11 protein-coding genes are annotated in these 17,150 nt (G+C 42.9%); 2 read left to right on the top strand and 9 right to left on the bottom strand.

What is annotated here, in order from left to right:
* The first annotated feature begins 264 nt into the window (after window positions 1-264).
* Together PGN18_RS02695 and PGN18_RS02690 are read left to right on the top strand one after the other, a co-directional pair.
* The gene (locus tag PGN18_RS02695) at window positions 265-1,245 is read left to right on the top strand and encodes an SDR family oxidoreductase (protein WP_335317820.1); all 981 of its coding nucleotides are present in this window, start codon (window positions 265-267) and stop codon (window positions 1,243-1,245) included.
* Complete coding sequence (locus PGN18_RS02690; protein WP_335317819.1) at window positions 1,246-1,821, top strand: arylesterase; 576 nt, start codon at window positions 1,246-1,248, stop codon at window positions 1,819-1,821.
* Window positions 1,822-1,904: 83 nt separating this feature from the next.
* Here PGN18_RS02690 and PGN18_RS02685 read toward each other — a convergent pair whose 3' ends face one another.
* The 9 genes from PGN18_RS02685 to PGN18_RS02645 form a co-directional block, all read right to left on the bottom strand.
* Window positions 1,905-2,093 (bottom strand): hypothetical protein, encoded by a 189-nt coding sequence (locus PGN18_RS02685; RefSeq protein WP_335317818.1) that lies wholly within the window; start codon window positions 2,091-2,093, stop codon window positions 1,905-1,907.
* A gap of 39 nt (window positions 2,094-2,132) precedes the next feature.
* The gene (locus tag PGN18_RS02680) at window positions 2,133-2,681 is read right to left on the bottom strand and encodes a DUF6934 family protein (protein ID WP_335317817.1); all 549 of its coding nucleotides are present in this window, start codon (window positions 2,679-2,681) and stop codon (window positions 2,133-2,135) included.
* A 244-nt stretch (window positions 2,682-2,925) separates the two neighbouring features.
* A complete protein-coding gene (locus PGN18_RS02675; RefSeq protein ID WP_335317816.1) occupies window positions 2,926-4,908 on the bottom strand; it encodes a DUF4832 domain-containing protein in 1,983 nt (660 codons plus the stop codon).
* Window positions 4,909-5,063: 155 nt separating this feature from the next.
* Window positions 5,064-6,335, bottom strand: coding sequence for a glucuronyl esterase domain-containing protein (locus PGN18_RS02670; RefSeq protein ID WP_335317815.1), 1,272 nt, complete (start codon window positions 6,333-6,335; stop codon window positions 5,064-5,066).
* A gap of 2 nt (window positions 6,336-6,337) precedes the next feature.
* Window positions 6,338-7,993 (bottom strand): RagB/SusD family nutrient uptake outer membrane protein, encoded by a 1,656-nt coding sequence (locus tag PGN18_RS02665; RefSeq protein ID WP_335317814.1) that lies wholly within the window; start codon window positions 7,991-7,993, stop codon window positions 6,338-6,340.
* A gap of 12 nt (window positions 7,994-8,005) precedes the next feature.
* Window positions 8,006-10,828 carry a SusC/RagA family TonB-linked outer membrane protein gene (locus PGN18_RS02660; protein WP_335317813.1) on the bottom strand — a complete coding sequence of 941 codons (2,823 nt, stop codon included), beginning with the start codon at window positions 10,826-10,828 and terminating at the stop codon, window positions 8,006-8,008.
* Between the two features lie 34 nt (window positions 10,829-10,862).
* Window positions 10,863-12,536, bottom strand: a complete 1,674-nt coding sequence (locus PGN18_RS02655; RefSeq protein ID WP_335317812.1) for a RagB/SusD family nutrient uptake outer membrane protein — start codon at window positions 12,534-12,536, stop codon at window positions 10,863-10,865.
* Between the two features lie 13 nt (window positions 12,537-12,549).
* Window positions 12,550-15,720 carry a SusC/RagA family TonB-linked outer membrane protein gene (locus PGN18_RS02650; protein WP_335317811.1) on the bottom strand — a complete coding sequence of 1,057 codons (3,171 nt, stop codon included), beginning with the start codon at window positions 15,718-15,720 and terminating at the stop codon, window positions 12,550-12,552.
* 490 nt (window positions 15,721-16,210) lie between these two features.
* Window positions 16,211-17,146, bottom strand: a complete 936-nt coding sequence (locus tag PGN18_RS02645; RefSeq protein ID WP_335317810.1) for a DUF4886 domain-containing protein — start codon at window positions 17,144-17,146, stop codon at window positions 16,211-16,213.
* Window positions 17,147-17,150 lie beyond the last annotated feature (4 nt).

Raw genomic sequence — 17,150 nt, 5'->3', positions numbered from 1 at the left:
TTATTTAATAAGCAGAGATGACCAGGTCTACACCAATCAGATCATATGGTACCCAAAGCTGTGAATGCCTTATGTGAAAAAATTCACTGAAGCATTTGCTACAGCAGACCACAGTACATGGAAAGCGACAGAGAACTTACCCTCATACTAACCATTACCTGCTAACCTAGTATTTGTTGACCCAAAGAGGATAATAACCAAAAACTTCGAACCAAAAATGAGGTTTCCGCAAACATTCACCTTTTAAAGGCGGTTTTGGTAGATATGAAACAGGATCAAAACATAGAAATAACCGCTAGAACCATCGTTATCACCGGTGCATCAAGTGGTGCCGGCCGGGCTATTGCCCTGGCCTTTGCGGCAAACGGAGACAGCGTAGTGATTTCTGCGAGAAATATTGATGCGTTGAAAGACCTCGCCGCCGAATGCGAAAGTCTTGGCGGAACGGCAGAATGCGTTGCTTGCGATACTTCCGATTATCATCAGGTGCTCAACCTGGCGGCAACAGCTGCAAGTATCGGTACTAGTATTGATGTATGGGTCAATAATGCAGGTGTACTTGCTATTGGCGGTTTCGACCAGACACCCATGGAGGTCAGTGAGCAGGTGATCAAAACCAACCTTTTGGGTTATATGTATGGAACCCACGCGGTTATGCCCTATTTTAAACAACAGGGCTTCGGAATCCTGATCAACAATATCTCCATTGGCGGGTTTCTGCCTGTACCCTTTGGTGCGGGTTACTCTGCTGCTAAGTTTGGACTCCGCGGCTTTTCTGCCTCATTGAAATCTGAGCTTCAGCAATACCCAAATATTCATGTATGCGATGCCTTTCCAGGCTTTCTTGATACACCAGGCATGCAACATGCGGCCAATTATACGGGCAAAATGCTCAAACCGGGACCTGTAGTTTACGACCCTAACCGCCTGGCTCATGAAATCGTCAAACTCTCGCGCAACCCGAAACCAGAAAAAATGGTGGGTAGTTTTTCGGTATTGATGCGTTTATCCCGAGCCTTGTTCCCAAGCCTGACCACTGCAATCGCAGGAAGCGTGATCCGTACCTACTTGAAACATGCCAAAGCGATATCGCCTACAAATGGCAATATTTTTAGTCCGGTAGCCTATGGCAATTCCGTACATGGTGGATGGGGTATTCCCGGAAGGCCAAAAGCGCACCGTAAATATGTGGCACTGGGTGCAGGGCTACTGCTCAGTGCATTACTCATTAAAAGGAAATGGTAAATGGAGAACAAAATTATCTTTTTTGGCGATAGCCTGGTTGCGGGATACGGACTCAAAGACCCTTCGTCAGAATCCATCCCGGCCCTCATCAATGAAAAATTAAAAAAGCTCGGACTAAAATACAACGTAATTAATGCAGGCGTAAGTGGCGATACCACCGCTTCTGCCCTATCGAGGCTTGACCATGCCCTAAATGAAAAACCCGCAATTTTCGTCCTTGAACTTGGCGGCAACGACTTTCTGCGTGGTATTAGTCCGGTGCTGATCCTATCCAACTTACAGCTCATCATCAACAAAGTTAAATCTACCTGTCCATTAGCATCCATACTGCTATTGGGTATTGAACTACCAGACTGGGCTACGGGCTGGCACCATGGTAATTATTCGGATATATTTTTGGCATTGGCTGAAAAAAACAGCATTTCATTGGTACCATCATTCTTAAAAAATGTGGCAGGCATACGCGCACTTAATATGTATGATGGTGTCCATCCGCTTAAAGAAGGATACGAGATCGCAGCGAAAAACATCTGGCCGGAATTGTATAGGATTATACTGGATCGTAAAGGTCTTTAAAAAGATTTCACAGCGCATGTCTGCCATAAAAGCAAGGATCGGAAATCCGACCTGTTTTGCTTTTTATGTTATCTTAATTTAAATCACTTTGACTTTTCTAAAACGCTTTTTAAATTAGCCATAAATTTCTTACCGTCTTCTTCTGTGCGAATAGCTTTTGAAAGACTATCTTCATTAAAATTATTGCTTGTACGTCTTTCTTCTCCAGACGCCTTTTTATAGCTAATCACTTTCTTAAAATGCTCAAGCTGTTGTTGCATGCGTGGATTCATATTACAAATATAATAATAAAATTTTACAACAATTAAAATTTACTTTAATGAAAACATATAATATCCATATAACTGTTTTCTATTCCTCGAGTAGTCAAATGGCTCAATAATAGGTTTAAACAGCGGATTTCCTTGATTATCTCTTTCTACATCTATTTTGTTTCTTAATAGTTTTACATACCAATCTACCCCGACACAAACAAAAAAATCAGACATTAGTTCCCTATTTAGTATAAACATGCTATGATATAGATTTGAACGGATATCATCCGAACCATCTAAACCAATAACGCTATCTTTTCTATCGTTCAAGAAATAATACGCAACGAAAATAACGGTAGATAAAACTTTACCAACATCTTGATGCTTGAGCCTTATCTCATCATCTATAGATCCATTTTCATCGACCGGACCTAAACAGAGATTATAAACATTTGATAAGAAAGGATCAGGATGCAAAGAAAGTTTAACGTGTATATGAATAAGGCCTCCATTTGTTTGCGGCGCATCGAACTCTGCAATTAATTCATTACCGCTATCATTCACAGCAGTTATAATATAAATATTTTGCAGATCCAATCTTACCATTTTCGAATATACAAATTCTGAAAAAATTTATATATTCTACCTGACTAAAAAGGCTCAGTTAATGAATTTTTGTTTAATTGTGATAAAAAATATCGAAAAAACCAAGCTTCAGTTGTTCAAGTCGAAGATTTACACATTGAAACGCCCAATTTTCAAACTCCCAACAAAATCTGATAAGGGTTGCCCCTGCAAGGGCAACCCTTATCTTCAAACTTTCATCTGCCTAAGAGCATTACCTCAGTAACTATTCCAGTGAAAAAGTTTCCCAGCCAGAAATAGTCGCCCTATTGCATTTCATGGCCGATTGCCCATTTTCCGAAGAAATGTATTTACCATTATTTCCTTTAAGAGAAATTTTACCGCTAGCGTTTACCACCCAATCAAACTTCTCCCAATCGCTGATGCTTGTGCGGTTACAGGTGATCCCGGTTGCAGCGCCATTTTCTGAAGATACATATTTGTTCATGCTTTTCAGCGCGATTTTCCCTCCACCAGCATCAACAATGGTAAAGCTTTCCCAGTCAGAGGCACTCGTACGGTTACATCTCATGGTTACTTCACCGTTTTCGCCAGAAACAAACAAGTTATTAGAACCTTTAAGTTTAATCGTCTGGCCAATTGGTGGCTCAGCCTGTATTTGTAGATCACCCAATTCCAGCCAGCCGTTTTTAAAGGTTCCAGTTACGGAAAGTGCAATACCAGGTTTGTTGGCATTTGTTTTATCGATGATGGCCACGCCCCATTTATAATTCCCAACCGGCAGGTTAATTGCCGTTGTGGTAAAATTGTAACTCATAGGGTTATCCTTTATCCACTTAGAGGGTTCACCATTTTCATCAATAAAAAGTTTTTTAACCACACCGGCTGTATCCAGAATGGCAAAGGCTACTTTATACTTATAGTTCCATTGCGGAATGTTATTAGGGCAGTAACCCCAGCCCATATTCCTCCAGCGATGGCTGAGTGTAGCGGTAGCCCCATTGGCAATCTCATTTGGTAATGATACCTGATCCGGGTAAAGTCGGTAACCTCCTTCTGCATTGAAGCGCTGTACCAAAGGAAAACTGGTTTGAAACCAGGAAGCCACTTCGCCAACCCTAAAATCCATCATATTTACAGCCGCTTCTGCTGATCTTTCGAATTCAGCTTTTCTTACATCTTCAGGATGTCCTTCCCGATATTGGCCGCTTGAATCAATCCAATAACGGTGTGTACCCGTTACAATCCATCCCCCCTCCATAATAATCGGGCGTTTATGTTTCCAGGTTGCCGCAAAGTTTTTCTCCCAGCTTTGGTAATAATCGGTCATTGCAAAAGCATCATGCCTCAGGCTATACCCTTGGTTTATCGCTTTCACCAACAACTGATTGCTGTTTGGGTTTGCAGCGCCCCAACTCGTCGGATGTCCGATTAACCGGTGGTAATTGATCACCAACGGTACTTTAGTGAAAGTCCTGTTGTAGAGCGCCATGATCCAGTCCAATACCTCTTCCTTAACAGTTTCTGTTTGTGCAGCCGTTAATACACCTGGCGCAGCATACACGGTATTATGGGCTTCACCCCATTTGCCTAAACCATAGGCATCAATAAAAGAGGTGCGGACCGGATCATTGAAGTCTTTGGCAAGTTCTTCAATGAAGGTGGTATAATATTGCCTAAAGATTGGGTCTTGAGGAAAAGGAGTTTTCTGTGCTGGCACTGCAGGGTTTGATAACCAATATTGAGCACCTGCCGTGAATACAAAAGAAGGGGTATTCTCACCCTGGTCGCGCCCATCTACCACAATCCGGAATGCAATAGGCAAGCCCCTGGTTTTAACCCCATTGATGAGTTTACCGATCTGGGAATTAGGGTCTCTCCAGGCATAAACGCCAGGGCTTGGATTAAGCGATCTCCAGCTGGTTCGGATGTAACAGGCCGAGGCATAATCTATCGCCTTTACATTAGCACCCAGTTCGGGTACAAAAAACTGTGTGTCCCAATAAGTTTCAGTAGCATCACGTTTGCCATACATTACCCAACCGTTGAGCGGATTGCGTAACAACGCCGTACTGTTATACACCGGGTTGATAATCACATTACTGGCAATAACAGCCATTTTTTGGGGTCCCTTGTTAAAGGTTTCTGAAAGATCTTCTTCCACCACTTTGGAGCAGGATAGCGAATGCAGACCGAGGAGAGCAAGCAGCGTAACCTTTCCGGTCCAACCGAAAATGAGTTTTTTCATAGTAATAAATATTAAATTTGAGATTAGAGGTTTTACTATTAATTCGTTACCTATTTTGAGCCTGAGACTAAATTTTCTCTACACTAAAGCTTTCTTTACCTAATAGGAATTGGAGAAAAATGCCTATCAGTATTAAAAGAACATAAGTGCAAATCTTAAAGATTAAAATGGTGATTGGCAAAGCGGATAAAATTTGTCCAGTCATAAACATTGAGGTCATGTTTTCCTTCCCGGAAATGATAACCTATAGCCGAATGAATGATCGGCATGTTTACACCAGGCATATTTTTAGGAAGCGCAACTTTCTCACCATAAAGATCATAAACCGCTTTGGCGTTTCGCAATGACAAAAAAGAACCATAGGGATCTGCCCATCGATCTTCAGTAGCGTTGGTGGTATAAACCGGCCTCGGCGCAATCAAGCCGATAAGCATATGCTGATCAACAGGCAAGCTGTTTACATCATTGCTATACTTCTTGTAATTATTGTTAAACCAATAACCAAATTGTTTATTAATCAGGCTTATGGTTTCCCCGTATTTACGCCTGGCCAGCGATGCACCTGTACTGCCTGAGCAACTGCTGAACACCATTGCAAAACGTTGGTCCTGGGCTGCCGACCATAAGGATGTTTTACCACCCCTTGAATGGCCTACCAGCGCAACCTTGTTAAAATCGATATCTTTATCCGTTTTGAAGTAATCCATTACCCTGCTTGCCGCCCAGGCCCACACGCCAATGGCTTTCATGCCATTGTCTTTTTCCAACACCTCGGGAAACAACTGTTTTAATACTCCGTTCTGGTAGCTATCCTTACGATCAGGTGCTACATCCGAGTGGTGAAAGGCAGCAATGGCATAGCCGTTGTCGATTACCATTTCGGCCGGCCAGAAAGTACTTTTTTCCACTCTCGCCGGATCTGTATTTCTGCTATTGCGGTTATTAATCAGTAAAAATGCCGGAGCAGGTTTTGTTCGCTTGTTGGGAATAAAGAGCACTACTGGAAAAGATACTGAATGACCATGGTTCCACGCTGTAATTGTTACTTCTTTCAAATGCGCTTTTCCAGCCATGGCCACCGCATTTTCATTGGTCACCATAAACTTTACACTATCAAAACTGTCTGGTGTTTTTCCGTAAACGTGTTCTTCAAACAGGGCTAAAAGCTCCGGTCTGCGCTGCTTTTTCCAGGCGGAAACAGTTTTAATCTTTTTGCCCTTTGTTGTTAACAGTATATCGGGTAAAGTATAAGCTGGTACAGCACCTTCATCGTAATTAACGATTTCGCCCATAAACCGATCTGTTTTCTGCGCGCATACTCCCGCCGATAAAGAAACCAGACCAATTAAGCAGACCAATGCTTTTTTCATCTGATTGTTGAAGCGTAAAGTGCCTTGATGAGCGAAGGATTTTAGTCTGTTTATCATACTCAATACCCTGGGTTTTGAATGAGTTTACTGGCCTTATTGATTTCTGATTGCTGAAAAGGATACCAATAGTTTTTACTGGTAAAGGTTCTGTTTTCAACTACAAAAGGGCTATAGGTTAATGCAGTACCCACTTTGGTAATCTTCATTCCCCTAATCGCTCCGTTAAAATTACTTTCGCCATCCCTCCAGCGGCGGACGTCAAAAAACCGTTGTTCTTCAAAACACAATTCCACCCTCCGTTCATTTTTAATCCTGTCGCGCATCTGCAATTGTGTTAACCCGGCCAGTGCAGGCATTCCGGCGCGGTTGCGTACCGCATTTATTGCGTTGTAAACTTCTGCATTCGGACCTCCAGATTCATTCAGGGCTTCTGCATAGATCAATAAAATTTCTGCATAACGAAACAATACCCAGGGCCTTCTTACGCTCGTAGTACCCGTAATGTTGTAAGTAGCATTACCACTTAAAAACTTCCGCAGGTAATAACCTGATTTGGTACTGTTTACATTGGATGGAACATTATCACGTCCACCTTCATAAGTCTCTACAGCCCTGCTGAGGCTTCCTGTTTTAAAATTTGCGCCGTTAACTACAATAAACTGGTTTAAACGTGGGTCTCTGTTTGCATACGGATTTTGTGGATCGTAGCCTGATGTAGGATCCGTTATGGGCCTGCCGTTGTTCATTTCAAAAGCATCTACCAGATTCTGTGTCGGGTTTGTTCTGCCCAATCCCCCGGTGAAGCTAATGGGCGCATTATTGGCTTCTATAGCATTGGTATTGCTTGCCGGCGTAGCAAAGATCACCTCATTATTATAAGAGGTTGCGGCGTTGGTATAATCCCACAAGCTCGGAAATAAAGCCGTACTCAACAAGCTGTGTTTATTTAAGTCGATTAAATCCTTTGCTGCATTAGCGGCATTTTGCCAGCGTTGCAGATCGTTGCCCGTGTTGTATAAAGGACTTGCGTAAACCAGTAGGGTTTTTGCTTTTAGTGCCATTCCCGCGGCTTTTGTGGCGCGTCCGTAGTTTGCAGCATCCCAATCTTTGGTGGAGGCTGCAGGAATCTGACTGATCGCCGAGTCGCAATCCTTAACAATTTGTTTTACTACCTCATCAACAGAATTGCGGGGAATGTTCAGGTCTTCTACCGGCGAAAAGGAGCGTGTGGCAAGAACAATGCCTCCGTATCTTTTGAACAACTCATAATGTAATAAACCTCTTAGGAAAAACGCCTCTCCCCTTAGTCCGCGAAGATCGCTTGCCGGAAAAATCACCGCTGTTGGCGATCGTTCCAGAAATGTGTTGACTACCCACAAACCAGTATAGAGATTGGTATACTGCTCATCAAAAGTCCTTAAACTGCTCCAGTTGCCATTATTAAAAATGTTCACATTGCTGTTTAGGTTTGAATTTACGGCTTCATCACTTCCACTGGCCATTAATGCACCCGAGCCATCAACATTATACCTGGCCAGCATATAATTATAACCGTTGTTTAAATATTCGCGCACGCGCCTGTCGGTATTCCAGATTGCTTCTTCATTAACCGGGCCTTCACTGTACGAAGGTTCAAAAAATTCATCCTTACAAGCGCTAATGCTTATGAGCAAAACTGCCAGAACGATATATATACCATATAAATTCTTTTTCATCTTCATTTTGAATTAAAATTTAACATTTAAGCCTATTGCAAAGGTTTTTACGTAAGGGTAAGACGAAAAACGACCTGCATTGGGGGTTTCGGGATCAATGCCCAGCTCATTGAGTTTGGAAATTGCGAAGATATTATTTCCACTTACAAAAATTCGTGCACCTTTAAAACGTAAGCGTTGGTTAAAGCTTTGTGGCGTACTATAGCCGATCTCAGCAGATCTAAGTTTTAAAAAATCTCCTGAATACAACCAGAAAGTGGAGTTGGCCGTATTGTTCCCATTGTCTGATATTCCGATGCGGGGATACTTTGCGGTAGCCGCCGTGGCGGGCGTCCAGGTAGCTAAACTGAGCTGGTTTAACCCGTTCGGACCTGCGTAAAAAATATCAGAAATATCTACAGTTCTACCAGCAAGGCCCTGGAATTGTGCGCCTAAATCAAACTGTTTATACCGGATATTAAAACCGAAACCATAATATATTTTTGGGATATCGGTATAGTCGCTGGAAATGGCGTCGTTTGCATCGATGATGTTATCATTGTTAACATCCCTGTATTTAAGATCGCCGGGTACCACAAGGCTCGAAAGGGTTTGTTTCGGGCTGGCATTAATCTCTGCCTGGCTCTGAAAAATACCTTCTGCCAGGTAGTAATTTCCGCCATTCACGTACCGGCCTATGGTAGACTGATTGGGCAATACATTTTCCGTTCTTTCCAAAATGATATTTTTAGCATAGGTAAAATTGGCGTTGGTGCTGATCAGCACTTCGCCAATTTTCTTATTGAAAGTTCCGCTGGCATCAAATCCTTTACTGCTTACCTTGCCTGAATTTACCTGCGCAATCGCTATCCCGACGATACCGGGTAAGTTTGCAGGTCCTAGGATATCCGTTCGTTTTTCATCAAAATAATCAACAGAGAAAGAAAGTGCATTCTTAAAAAAGTCTACATCTGTACCTATGTTCAGGCGGTCAATTTTTTCCCAGGTGGTTAATGGATTACCTGCGGGACTCACCAGCCTCGCTGTGGTCGACGTAGAAAAAGTAGACCCTAAAAATGGTCCGGCATCTCTGGTAAACAGCGTACGGTATGGCAGCCTGACCACGTTACCATTGGCATCATAAGTTGGACCAATATTACCTGATCGACCATAAGATCCGCGCAGTTTCAGATAACTGATCACTGAAGCATCTTTCAAAAAATCTTCTTTGGATATTAACCAACCTGCGGATACTGCCGGAAAAAAACCAAAACGTCGTCCAGGCGCATAGTTCTCAGATCCGGAGTAACTCCCCGTAAAGCCCAACTGGTAACGTTGCTTAAAACTGTAATCTGCCCGCCCTACAATCATCCGGGAACGATAATCCAGACGATCTACCGCAGCACTTACATATTGCTGCGCACGTACGTTTGCCTTTACTTGGTGATCTGTGGCAAAAATTCTGTTGTAGTCCAAACCAAACCAGAGTTCATTGTTTTTGGTATTGGTTTGGAAAGCTGCAGTGCGGTAAGCAATAACTGCCGGCGTGCGATAAGTTTGAACGGGCGTTACGGTTTGATTGAAAACAGCATAATTTTGCGATAATCCGTCGCCATAATTACCATAACCATCATAAGAGAAAAATAGGTTAGCCGAAAGGCCTTTGGTGATAAAATCCATTTTCTGATCGGCCATGATACTGGCAAGTAAAATATTGGTAGTGGTCCGGGAAAACCCTGTAGCCTGTAACTGACCGAGGGGATTACTTTGAAAGAGTGAGGTTCCGCCGTAAGATCCATCTGCATTTAAAATCGGAAAGGCATTTGGCGGTAAGTTATAGAGGTTACTCAAAACCGTGCTGGTTCCATCACCAACATCATTACGCACTTCACTCCTCACTCCTGCCAACAGCGTCAGCGTAAGTGTTTTAGTCACATCATAATCCAAATTGATGCGGAAATTATAACGTTTATAACCATAATTGGAATCGTAATTTGGGGTTTCTGTTTCCTTAAGAAGCCCTTGCTGATTAAAATAACTCACGGAGCTGAAATAACGAACACGGTTACTCCCACCACTAAAGGTAAGCGCATATCTTTGCGTAGCTGCCCTTTTGCTTAAAAAGCGGTCTAGGTAGTTATTGTCTGGATAGAGATAGGGATTAGTATGGTTTTTATAACCTTCCAGCGCTACATCATTATAAGCTGGTGCCTGGCCCACATTGGTTAAGCCCTGATTATATAAAGTAGCAAAATCAAATGAATTTAAGGGCTTAATCAGGTTGCTGGCAGATTGGAAACCGCCCTGTGCATCAAAAGAAATTAGGTTCTGTCCTATCTTACCCCTTTTTGTGGTGACCAGAATTGCGCCATTACCGCCATTTAGACCATACCAGTTTAATGCAGCAGCATCTTTTAATACCGTTACACTTTCAATTTCACTGATATCCATATCTTCGAAATCACGTTCAATTCCATCTACCAGAAAAGCCGGCGTAGCGCCTTGTGCATAAGATGATTTTCCTCTGATTTGATAGGATACGTTTCCACCGCCTGGCTGATTTCCTGTCCACCTGAATAAAAAGCCGCTTAATCTTCCGGCCAATAAACCTGAAAGGTTACTGATCGGTACTTGTGTAAGCTGATGGTAACGAAGCGAGCTCTGGGCATAATTTAGTTCTTCTCTGCTGCGTGTCGCAAAAGGAATTTCTATTAATTTATCCGTCGAGTCTGTGTGGTTAGCTTTCACAATCCTAACGGTATCCTGCTTACCACTAGTTTGTGCGAAAGCCGTGCAGGTTAACAGATAGCTGATGATGCACGCCATAACGCCCGAACATTTAATATATCTTGTCATTTCTTATCTTTTAAATTGATGTATAACCCAAAAACTACCAACCCGGATTCTGTTTCAATGCTCCACTGGTCTTGTTCATTTCTGCCCGGGGAATAGGGTACAAATACATGTTGTTATTGAATACTTTTTTAAATGCGGGCAATTCGACTACATTATAACTGAAAGAGCCGTTGGCATTTTTAATCACTTTCATACCCCTCATTGGCTGGGCCACAATTTCAGGCCCTTTTTTCCAGCGAAGGATATCCCACCAGCGCATGTCTTCGAAAGCGAACTCGACGGCCCTTTCATTTCTGATACGCTCGCGCATTTCAGCTTGACTAAAACCAGCTGGTAAAACCGGCATTTTAGCCCGCAGGCGAATGGCATTTACCGCATTATATACTTCAGCAGTTGGCCCTGTTTCTTCATTTAAAGCTTCGGCATAATTGATCAGTACTTCTGCATATCTGTAAAAAACGTAATTCAGCAGGGCTGATGCGGTTGATCCCGAACGCGAAGCCTCTGGCCAGAGCCTTTTCAGGTAATAGCTGGTTTTGGTTATTGAAGTAGCTGTACTGATATCGGTTCCATAAGTGATAATACCCTGGGCATTAGGTTCAGATTGCCAGGTTTGCACCGCCCGCCCCTGCCAGGTGGCATTGTTATAAAGGATGTTCACATAAAACCGCGGATCTCTGTTGAGATAAGGATTTTGCGGATTGTACCCTGATGTGGCATCGGTGATGGCTTTACCATTGGCCATTTCATATAGATCGACATGATTCTGAACAGGTGAAAGATTAGATTGTGCCCCTCCATAGCTGGTAGGAATCAAAAAATCGCTTAGGTAAGTACCAATAAATCCACGGCCGCCACGTGGCCAGATCCTGATGTATTCATTGGAGTTTGCTACAGTAAGTACGTTGGCATAGTTGGGCTCCAGTGAAAATTTATTCAGATCAATAATTGCCTTTGATGCATCTGCTGCCTTTTTCCATTTTGCCAGATCATTGCCTGGATTATTTAACGGGCTTGCATCGAAGAGTAAGGCTCTGGCTTTAAGCGCCATCACTGCAGCCCCGGTAGCCCGGTTAGATTGCGCTGCCGGGTTAGGCCAATCGGCATTGGTTAGTGGCAACAGTGTGAGGGCCTGTTCGAGATCGCTTAAAATCAAAGTAAATGTTTCTGAGTAACTGCTGCGTGGAAGATCTGTTGAAGCTTCCGTAAAGTCTTGCGGCTGGGTTAATATTACAACCCCTCCAAAGCGCCTCAACAATTCGAAATAGAAATAAGCACGAAGATAAAGTTGCTCACCTTTAATATAACTAGGATTGTAAAGATCGGTCCAGGGCACCTTATCCATATTGGCCAGCATCAGATTTGCATTTCTGATGCCTCTGTACATTTGGCTGTAAATGCCCGCTACGTCAGCAGCCCCCGGATCTAAAAACTGGCCGCTGTTCATGGACGCCACCTCGATTTGACCATTGTTGGCAATAGACTCATCAGTAAATTGCGAGGTCATGCCCTTGTATCCGCTCAGGCGGCCGTAATCGGAGATGGAAAAAGTATAGGTAAAGTCGCCAAAACGGGAAGCCGTTAATGGGTCTTTAAAAACTTCTTCAAGGTCGCTCTGGATGCCCACATCACGCTGTAAAAAATCCTTTTTGCAGGAATAGCCAACACTGAGAACAAATAAAAATAGGATGTATATGAATTTTTTCATAATAGTAACCTGATTAGAGTGATAAATTGAGGCCAAAATTGAAAACTTTAGTAGTAGGAATAGTAGCGATTGAAGATGCATAAGCGTTCCCCGACAAGCTGTTTTCAGGATCAATGCCGTAAAAATTTGTCCAGGTGATTAAGTTTTGGCCGCTAACAAATACAGTAAGGCCATTTAACCGAAGCCTGTTTACCCATTTTTTAGGCAAACTGTAACTAAATTGCACGTTCCTTAATTTGATATAAGAAGCATCTTGCAATGTGAAGTCGTTGAGGCTTTCGTTAGGATTGGCATTCAGGCCCGGATGAATTACCGGCCAGCTTGCATCGGTATTGCCTGGTGTCCATCTATTTAACATGGGCGCATAATACTGGTTGAGGCCACCGCTTTGAAACACCACGTTTGAACTCACATTCGTTACCCCATTAAAAAGTGCCGATAATTGAAATCCCTTATATCCGAATTGCATGTTAAGGCTTGCATTGTATTCGGGAATATTAGGATGCCCAATGGCGATTACATCCTGGTTATTGATGATTCCATCGCCGTTAACATCCTGATATTTAAAATCGCCCGGTATAGAAGGATAAGCCGTAATTTTATTCAGCGGACTGCTATCGATATCTTTTTGATCAGCATAAAAGCCGAGCACATGATATCCGAAATAGGTACCGATTGGTTTACCGGTTACCCGCAGATTTTCAGCAAGGCCAGGCGCTTCGTCCAGTACCCTGCGCTCATTTCTGGCATAACTCAGGTTGCCCGTAAAGGAATAGCTAAAATCTTTGATCTTATCGCGGTAAGTTACTGAAAGCTCATATCCGTGATTATAATTAACACCATAATTGGTACTGGGCACCGTGGCACCGTAAGTGGCAAAACTGGTTGCCGAACGGGTTGTTAAAATATCCGAGCGCTCGTCATCAAAAAGGTCAGCAGTGATATTCAACTTATCTTTGAATAAAGAAAGATCAAGCCCGATATTCCGTTTTAAAGATACCTCAAAAGTGATAAATGGATTGCCATATTGTAACTGGGTATAAGTTGGCGCACTAAAGTTGCTGTTCGGGTTTCCAAACACTACGTTTGATCCGGCGCCGAACCTGTTCTGGTAATAGAAACGGCTAGTACCAGGACTGGGAATCCCTACCCTTCCAATGGAACCACGGATTTTTAACATGTTGATCCAGGTAAATTTTTTCATCCATTCCTCGTTCGCCAGATTGTAACCCAACGTTGCTGCCGGAAAAAAACCATAACGATAACCTTTGGCATAATTTTCTGAACCATTGTAGGTTGCGCTGGCTGTTAAAAAGTATTTATTTCCGTAGTTATAGGTAGCTTCCGAAATGATGCCCTGGTTGGCATAAGGAGCGGCAGCCGCAGCTGAACCCTGAAGTTCGCGCTGACCGATTAGATTGGCACTGATGTTATGCTTGCCAAATGACCTGCCATAAGTTAAAAACAACTGCAGATTTGTTTTGGTAAAACCACTTCTGGAATAGGCAGGTGCCCCAAAAAAATCGTTGTAGGTTCCTCCAACAGGCGTTAGTGCAAGACTGGCCCTATCTAGTTCAAGATAGCCGATACTTCCACGCTGCAACTTTCCGGATAGTTGCGTGGCATCGTAACCAAACTGCGCCTTGAAGCTTAACCCCTGAGTTACGAAATCAAGTTTTTGCTTTACGGTAAATATCGATTCCGCAATATTGTTATCAGTAAAGGCATATCCACCATATGTAAGCAAGGCGTAAGGATTGAAGGCATTTACTCCGCCCAACCCATAATTTACGATATGGTTATAGTTTCCATCCAGAGCAATAATCCTGGGATCATCTGAATTGATGTATTCTTTAAAAAACGGCGCTGCCCATGAAGGCATTTTCAACGCCCGGCCCACAAGCCCCTCGATACCATTACTGACCACCCCCGCAGGATCATTATATTCGCTCATACCTGCCGGACTGTAACGGTGTTCGTTTCTGCCTGCCAGGTTAACCTCAAAGTTGGTGGTTTTGGTCAGGTCAATGCCTACCCTGGCCCTGAAATTGTAACGACTGTAGCTTGGAGAAGTAGAATAATCCAATGGTGTTTTAAACTCCTTGAAATTTCCCTCCTCGCGCATATGGCTGAATGACGTAAAGTATTTAACTTTTTCATTACCGCCCGATATGGTTAGGTTTTGCTGGTTCTGCATCCAATGATCTTTAACCAGTTCATCGTACCACATCACATCCGGATAAAGTAATGGATTGCCGTTTCCGGCCTTAAAAATCGCCAGATCCTCATCGGTAAAGGTTCGGGGTTCACCTACGTTTCGCTGCCCTTCGCTTAAGAGCATAGCACTTTCGTAAGCGCCCAGAATTTCCGGTCGGGAGGTGGCACTGATGATGCCCAAATTACCAGAAAATGTTACTCTTGCCGGCCCCTCCACTCCTTTTTTGGTCGTAATTACAAATACGCCGTTTGCACCTTTCAAACCATATAGCGCGGTAGATGAGGCGTCTTTCAGTATGTTTATACTTTCAATTTCATTAGGATCAATATCACCGAAAGAGGTCCGTTCCACACCATCCACAATAATAAGCGCTGTAGCCGAGGGCGAAACCTGTCCGCGGATATACAACGCAGCACCATTAATCCCCGGGCGTCCGGAAGTTTGCTGAACCACCAGACCAGGCACGCGACCAGCCAATGCATTGTTTACATTGGTTACGGGTGCTTTTAATAAATCCTGACCAGAAACGGTACTGATGGCAGCAGTAACAGCTGATCTTCTTTGTGTAGAATAACCATTTACCACGACTTCACTTAAGGAGCTACTTGCGGAGACCAGCGTGATGTTAATTACGCCTGCAGACCCGATCGTTACCTCTTTGGTTTCAAAACCAATGGTCGAAAAAACAAGCACCTGACCGGGGTTGACATTGATTTTATATTTTCCATCCAGATCGGTCTGGACGCCGGTAGTGGTCCCTTTTATTCTGATGGTTGCCCCGGGAATGGGTTGATTTTTTTCGTCTTTAACGGTTCCGGTTATTTCCTGAAACCGCAATGTGGGGCGTTTGGCCACGAAGCTGTTGGCCATTTTTATGGGACTGGCTGGTAATGCCTGTGCCTTAAACCAAAATGCAGCAACCACAAGAAGCCAGCCTTTGGACCTTAGGTTTATATTTTTTATCATCTATCTGTGATATGGTTAGAATTATATATTTTTTTTTAGAAATTTCCGCTTTTTGTGCGTAACAGATCTCAGGGCACCGCGCAGGCGTCCTTATCAATTCCACAAAAGGGTGAAGGTTTTTATATGTTAAATTAATAACAGAGATTAGAAAGCATTAAAAAAAGCCTCTGGATTCAGGCTTTAAACTTGATGCCGGGAAATGCCAATTAAATGGAAAGGCATTCCCGATGTTATCGCTCGTAATCCAGTTTTCGTGTTTCCCTCACTTGCAATAAGGGGAATGGTTAAGAAATAGGTTGTCATCATATTTTGGTTTATTATTTGGTTAACACAAATCTATATGCTTATCTATTTCAGAGGGTTCACTTTTGTACGGAAATGGTTTGTTTTTGTACGAATGGATAATATTTGCGGTTTATTTTAAGAAAGTTTGTGTTTACAAATCAAAATAGCCCCAATGGACTAAAGTTTAGCATCTGCAATTATTTTATCAATTCGTTTTTGATATGGTTTTAGCCGCCACTTTACGAAGGTATTGAGCAAACGCTTCAGAGACATTGTCAGGCTTGAACCTAATATTCTTGACTGAATCATTAAACAGCATACCATACCAGATGAGCCCGCCCAGGTATTTACCCGCATCATTAGCATGGTTTGGATCGAATACAAGTTCTTTTTTATTCCAGTAGTAACCGATATTGATGGAGTGGGTCTGATCAGGCAGATTTGGGGCTGTGGGATGTTCGTAATTAAACGAAAGGTCAGGCTTAAAACCATATTTCCTATCGTTGGTTACAACCTGGAAAGCATCGCCTACAGGTAAAATCCGGACATCGATCCGCTTAGCGAGGAGATGATATGCCGCACGTGATTTCTGCCACATTTCTTTCTGGCTTTTTGCCATTTTACCTTCAGCTATGCGTCCAAACTTTTTTGCATCGGTACGGTAAGCCCAGGTTTGATGAACCACCAAGCGTGCCTGGGGTTGCAACGCTTTAACATAGGCAACTAGTTTGTTGGCATAGGGATAGTAGCTGGAGGAATCTGCTGAAAGGTAAGAATACTGTTGAATGGTAATAATATCCCATTTTTCCTGCCCTAATAACATTTTTAATGATTTACCTTGGTAAGGCTTCCCGCCCGGATCATCAGCATTTGCTTCTGCTTTTTCGACATAGTTCCAATGTTGCTCGAGAGAATGCCCGCCGAGTTCAGCACGCCCGATAATGAGTGTTTTCCCTCTTTCTTTTGCCAGCTGTGGCAAAAAGGCTGACGCATTTTGCGAAAAACTGTTCCCTATAATAAATAAACGTAAGGTATCCTGCCCTGTTTGAGCAAAAACATTTGCAGTGAGGCAAACCAGCAGAAAAAAATAAATGCTCAATTTCATTAAAGCTTTGAGCTCTAGTTTTATATTAATCTTCATGTTT

Source organism: Pedobacter terrae, from assembly GCF_036946585.1.
GTDB lineage: Bacteria > Bacteroidota > Bacteroidia > Sphingobacteriales > Sphingobacteriaceae > Pedobacter > Pedobacter terrae_C.
This window is presented reverse-complemented; position numbering and strand designations above follow the sequence as displayed.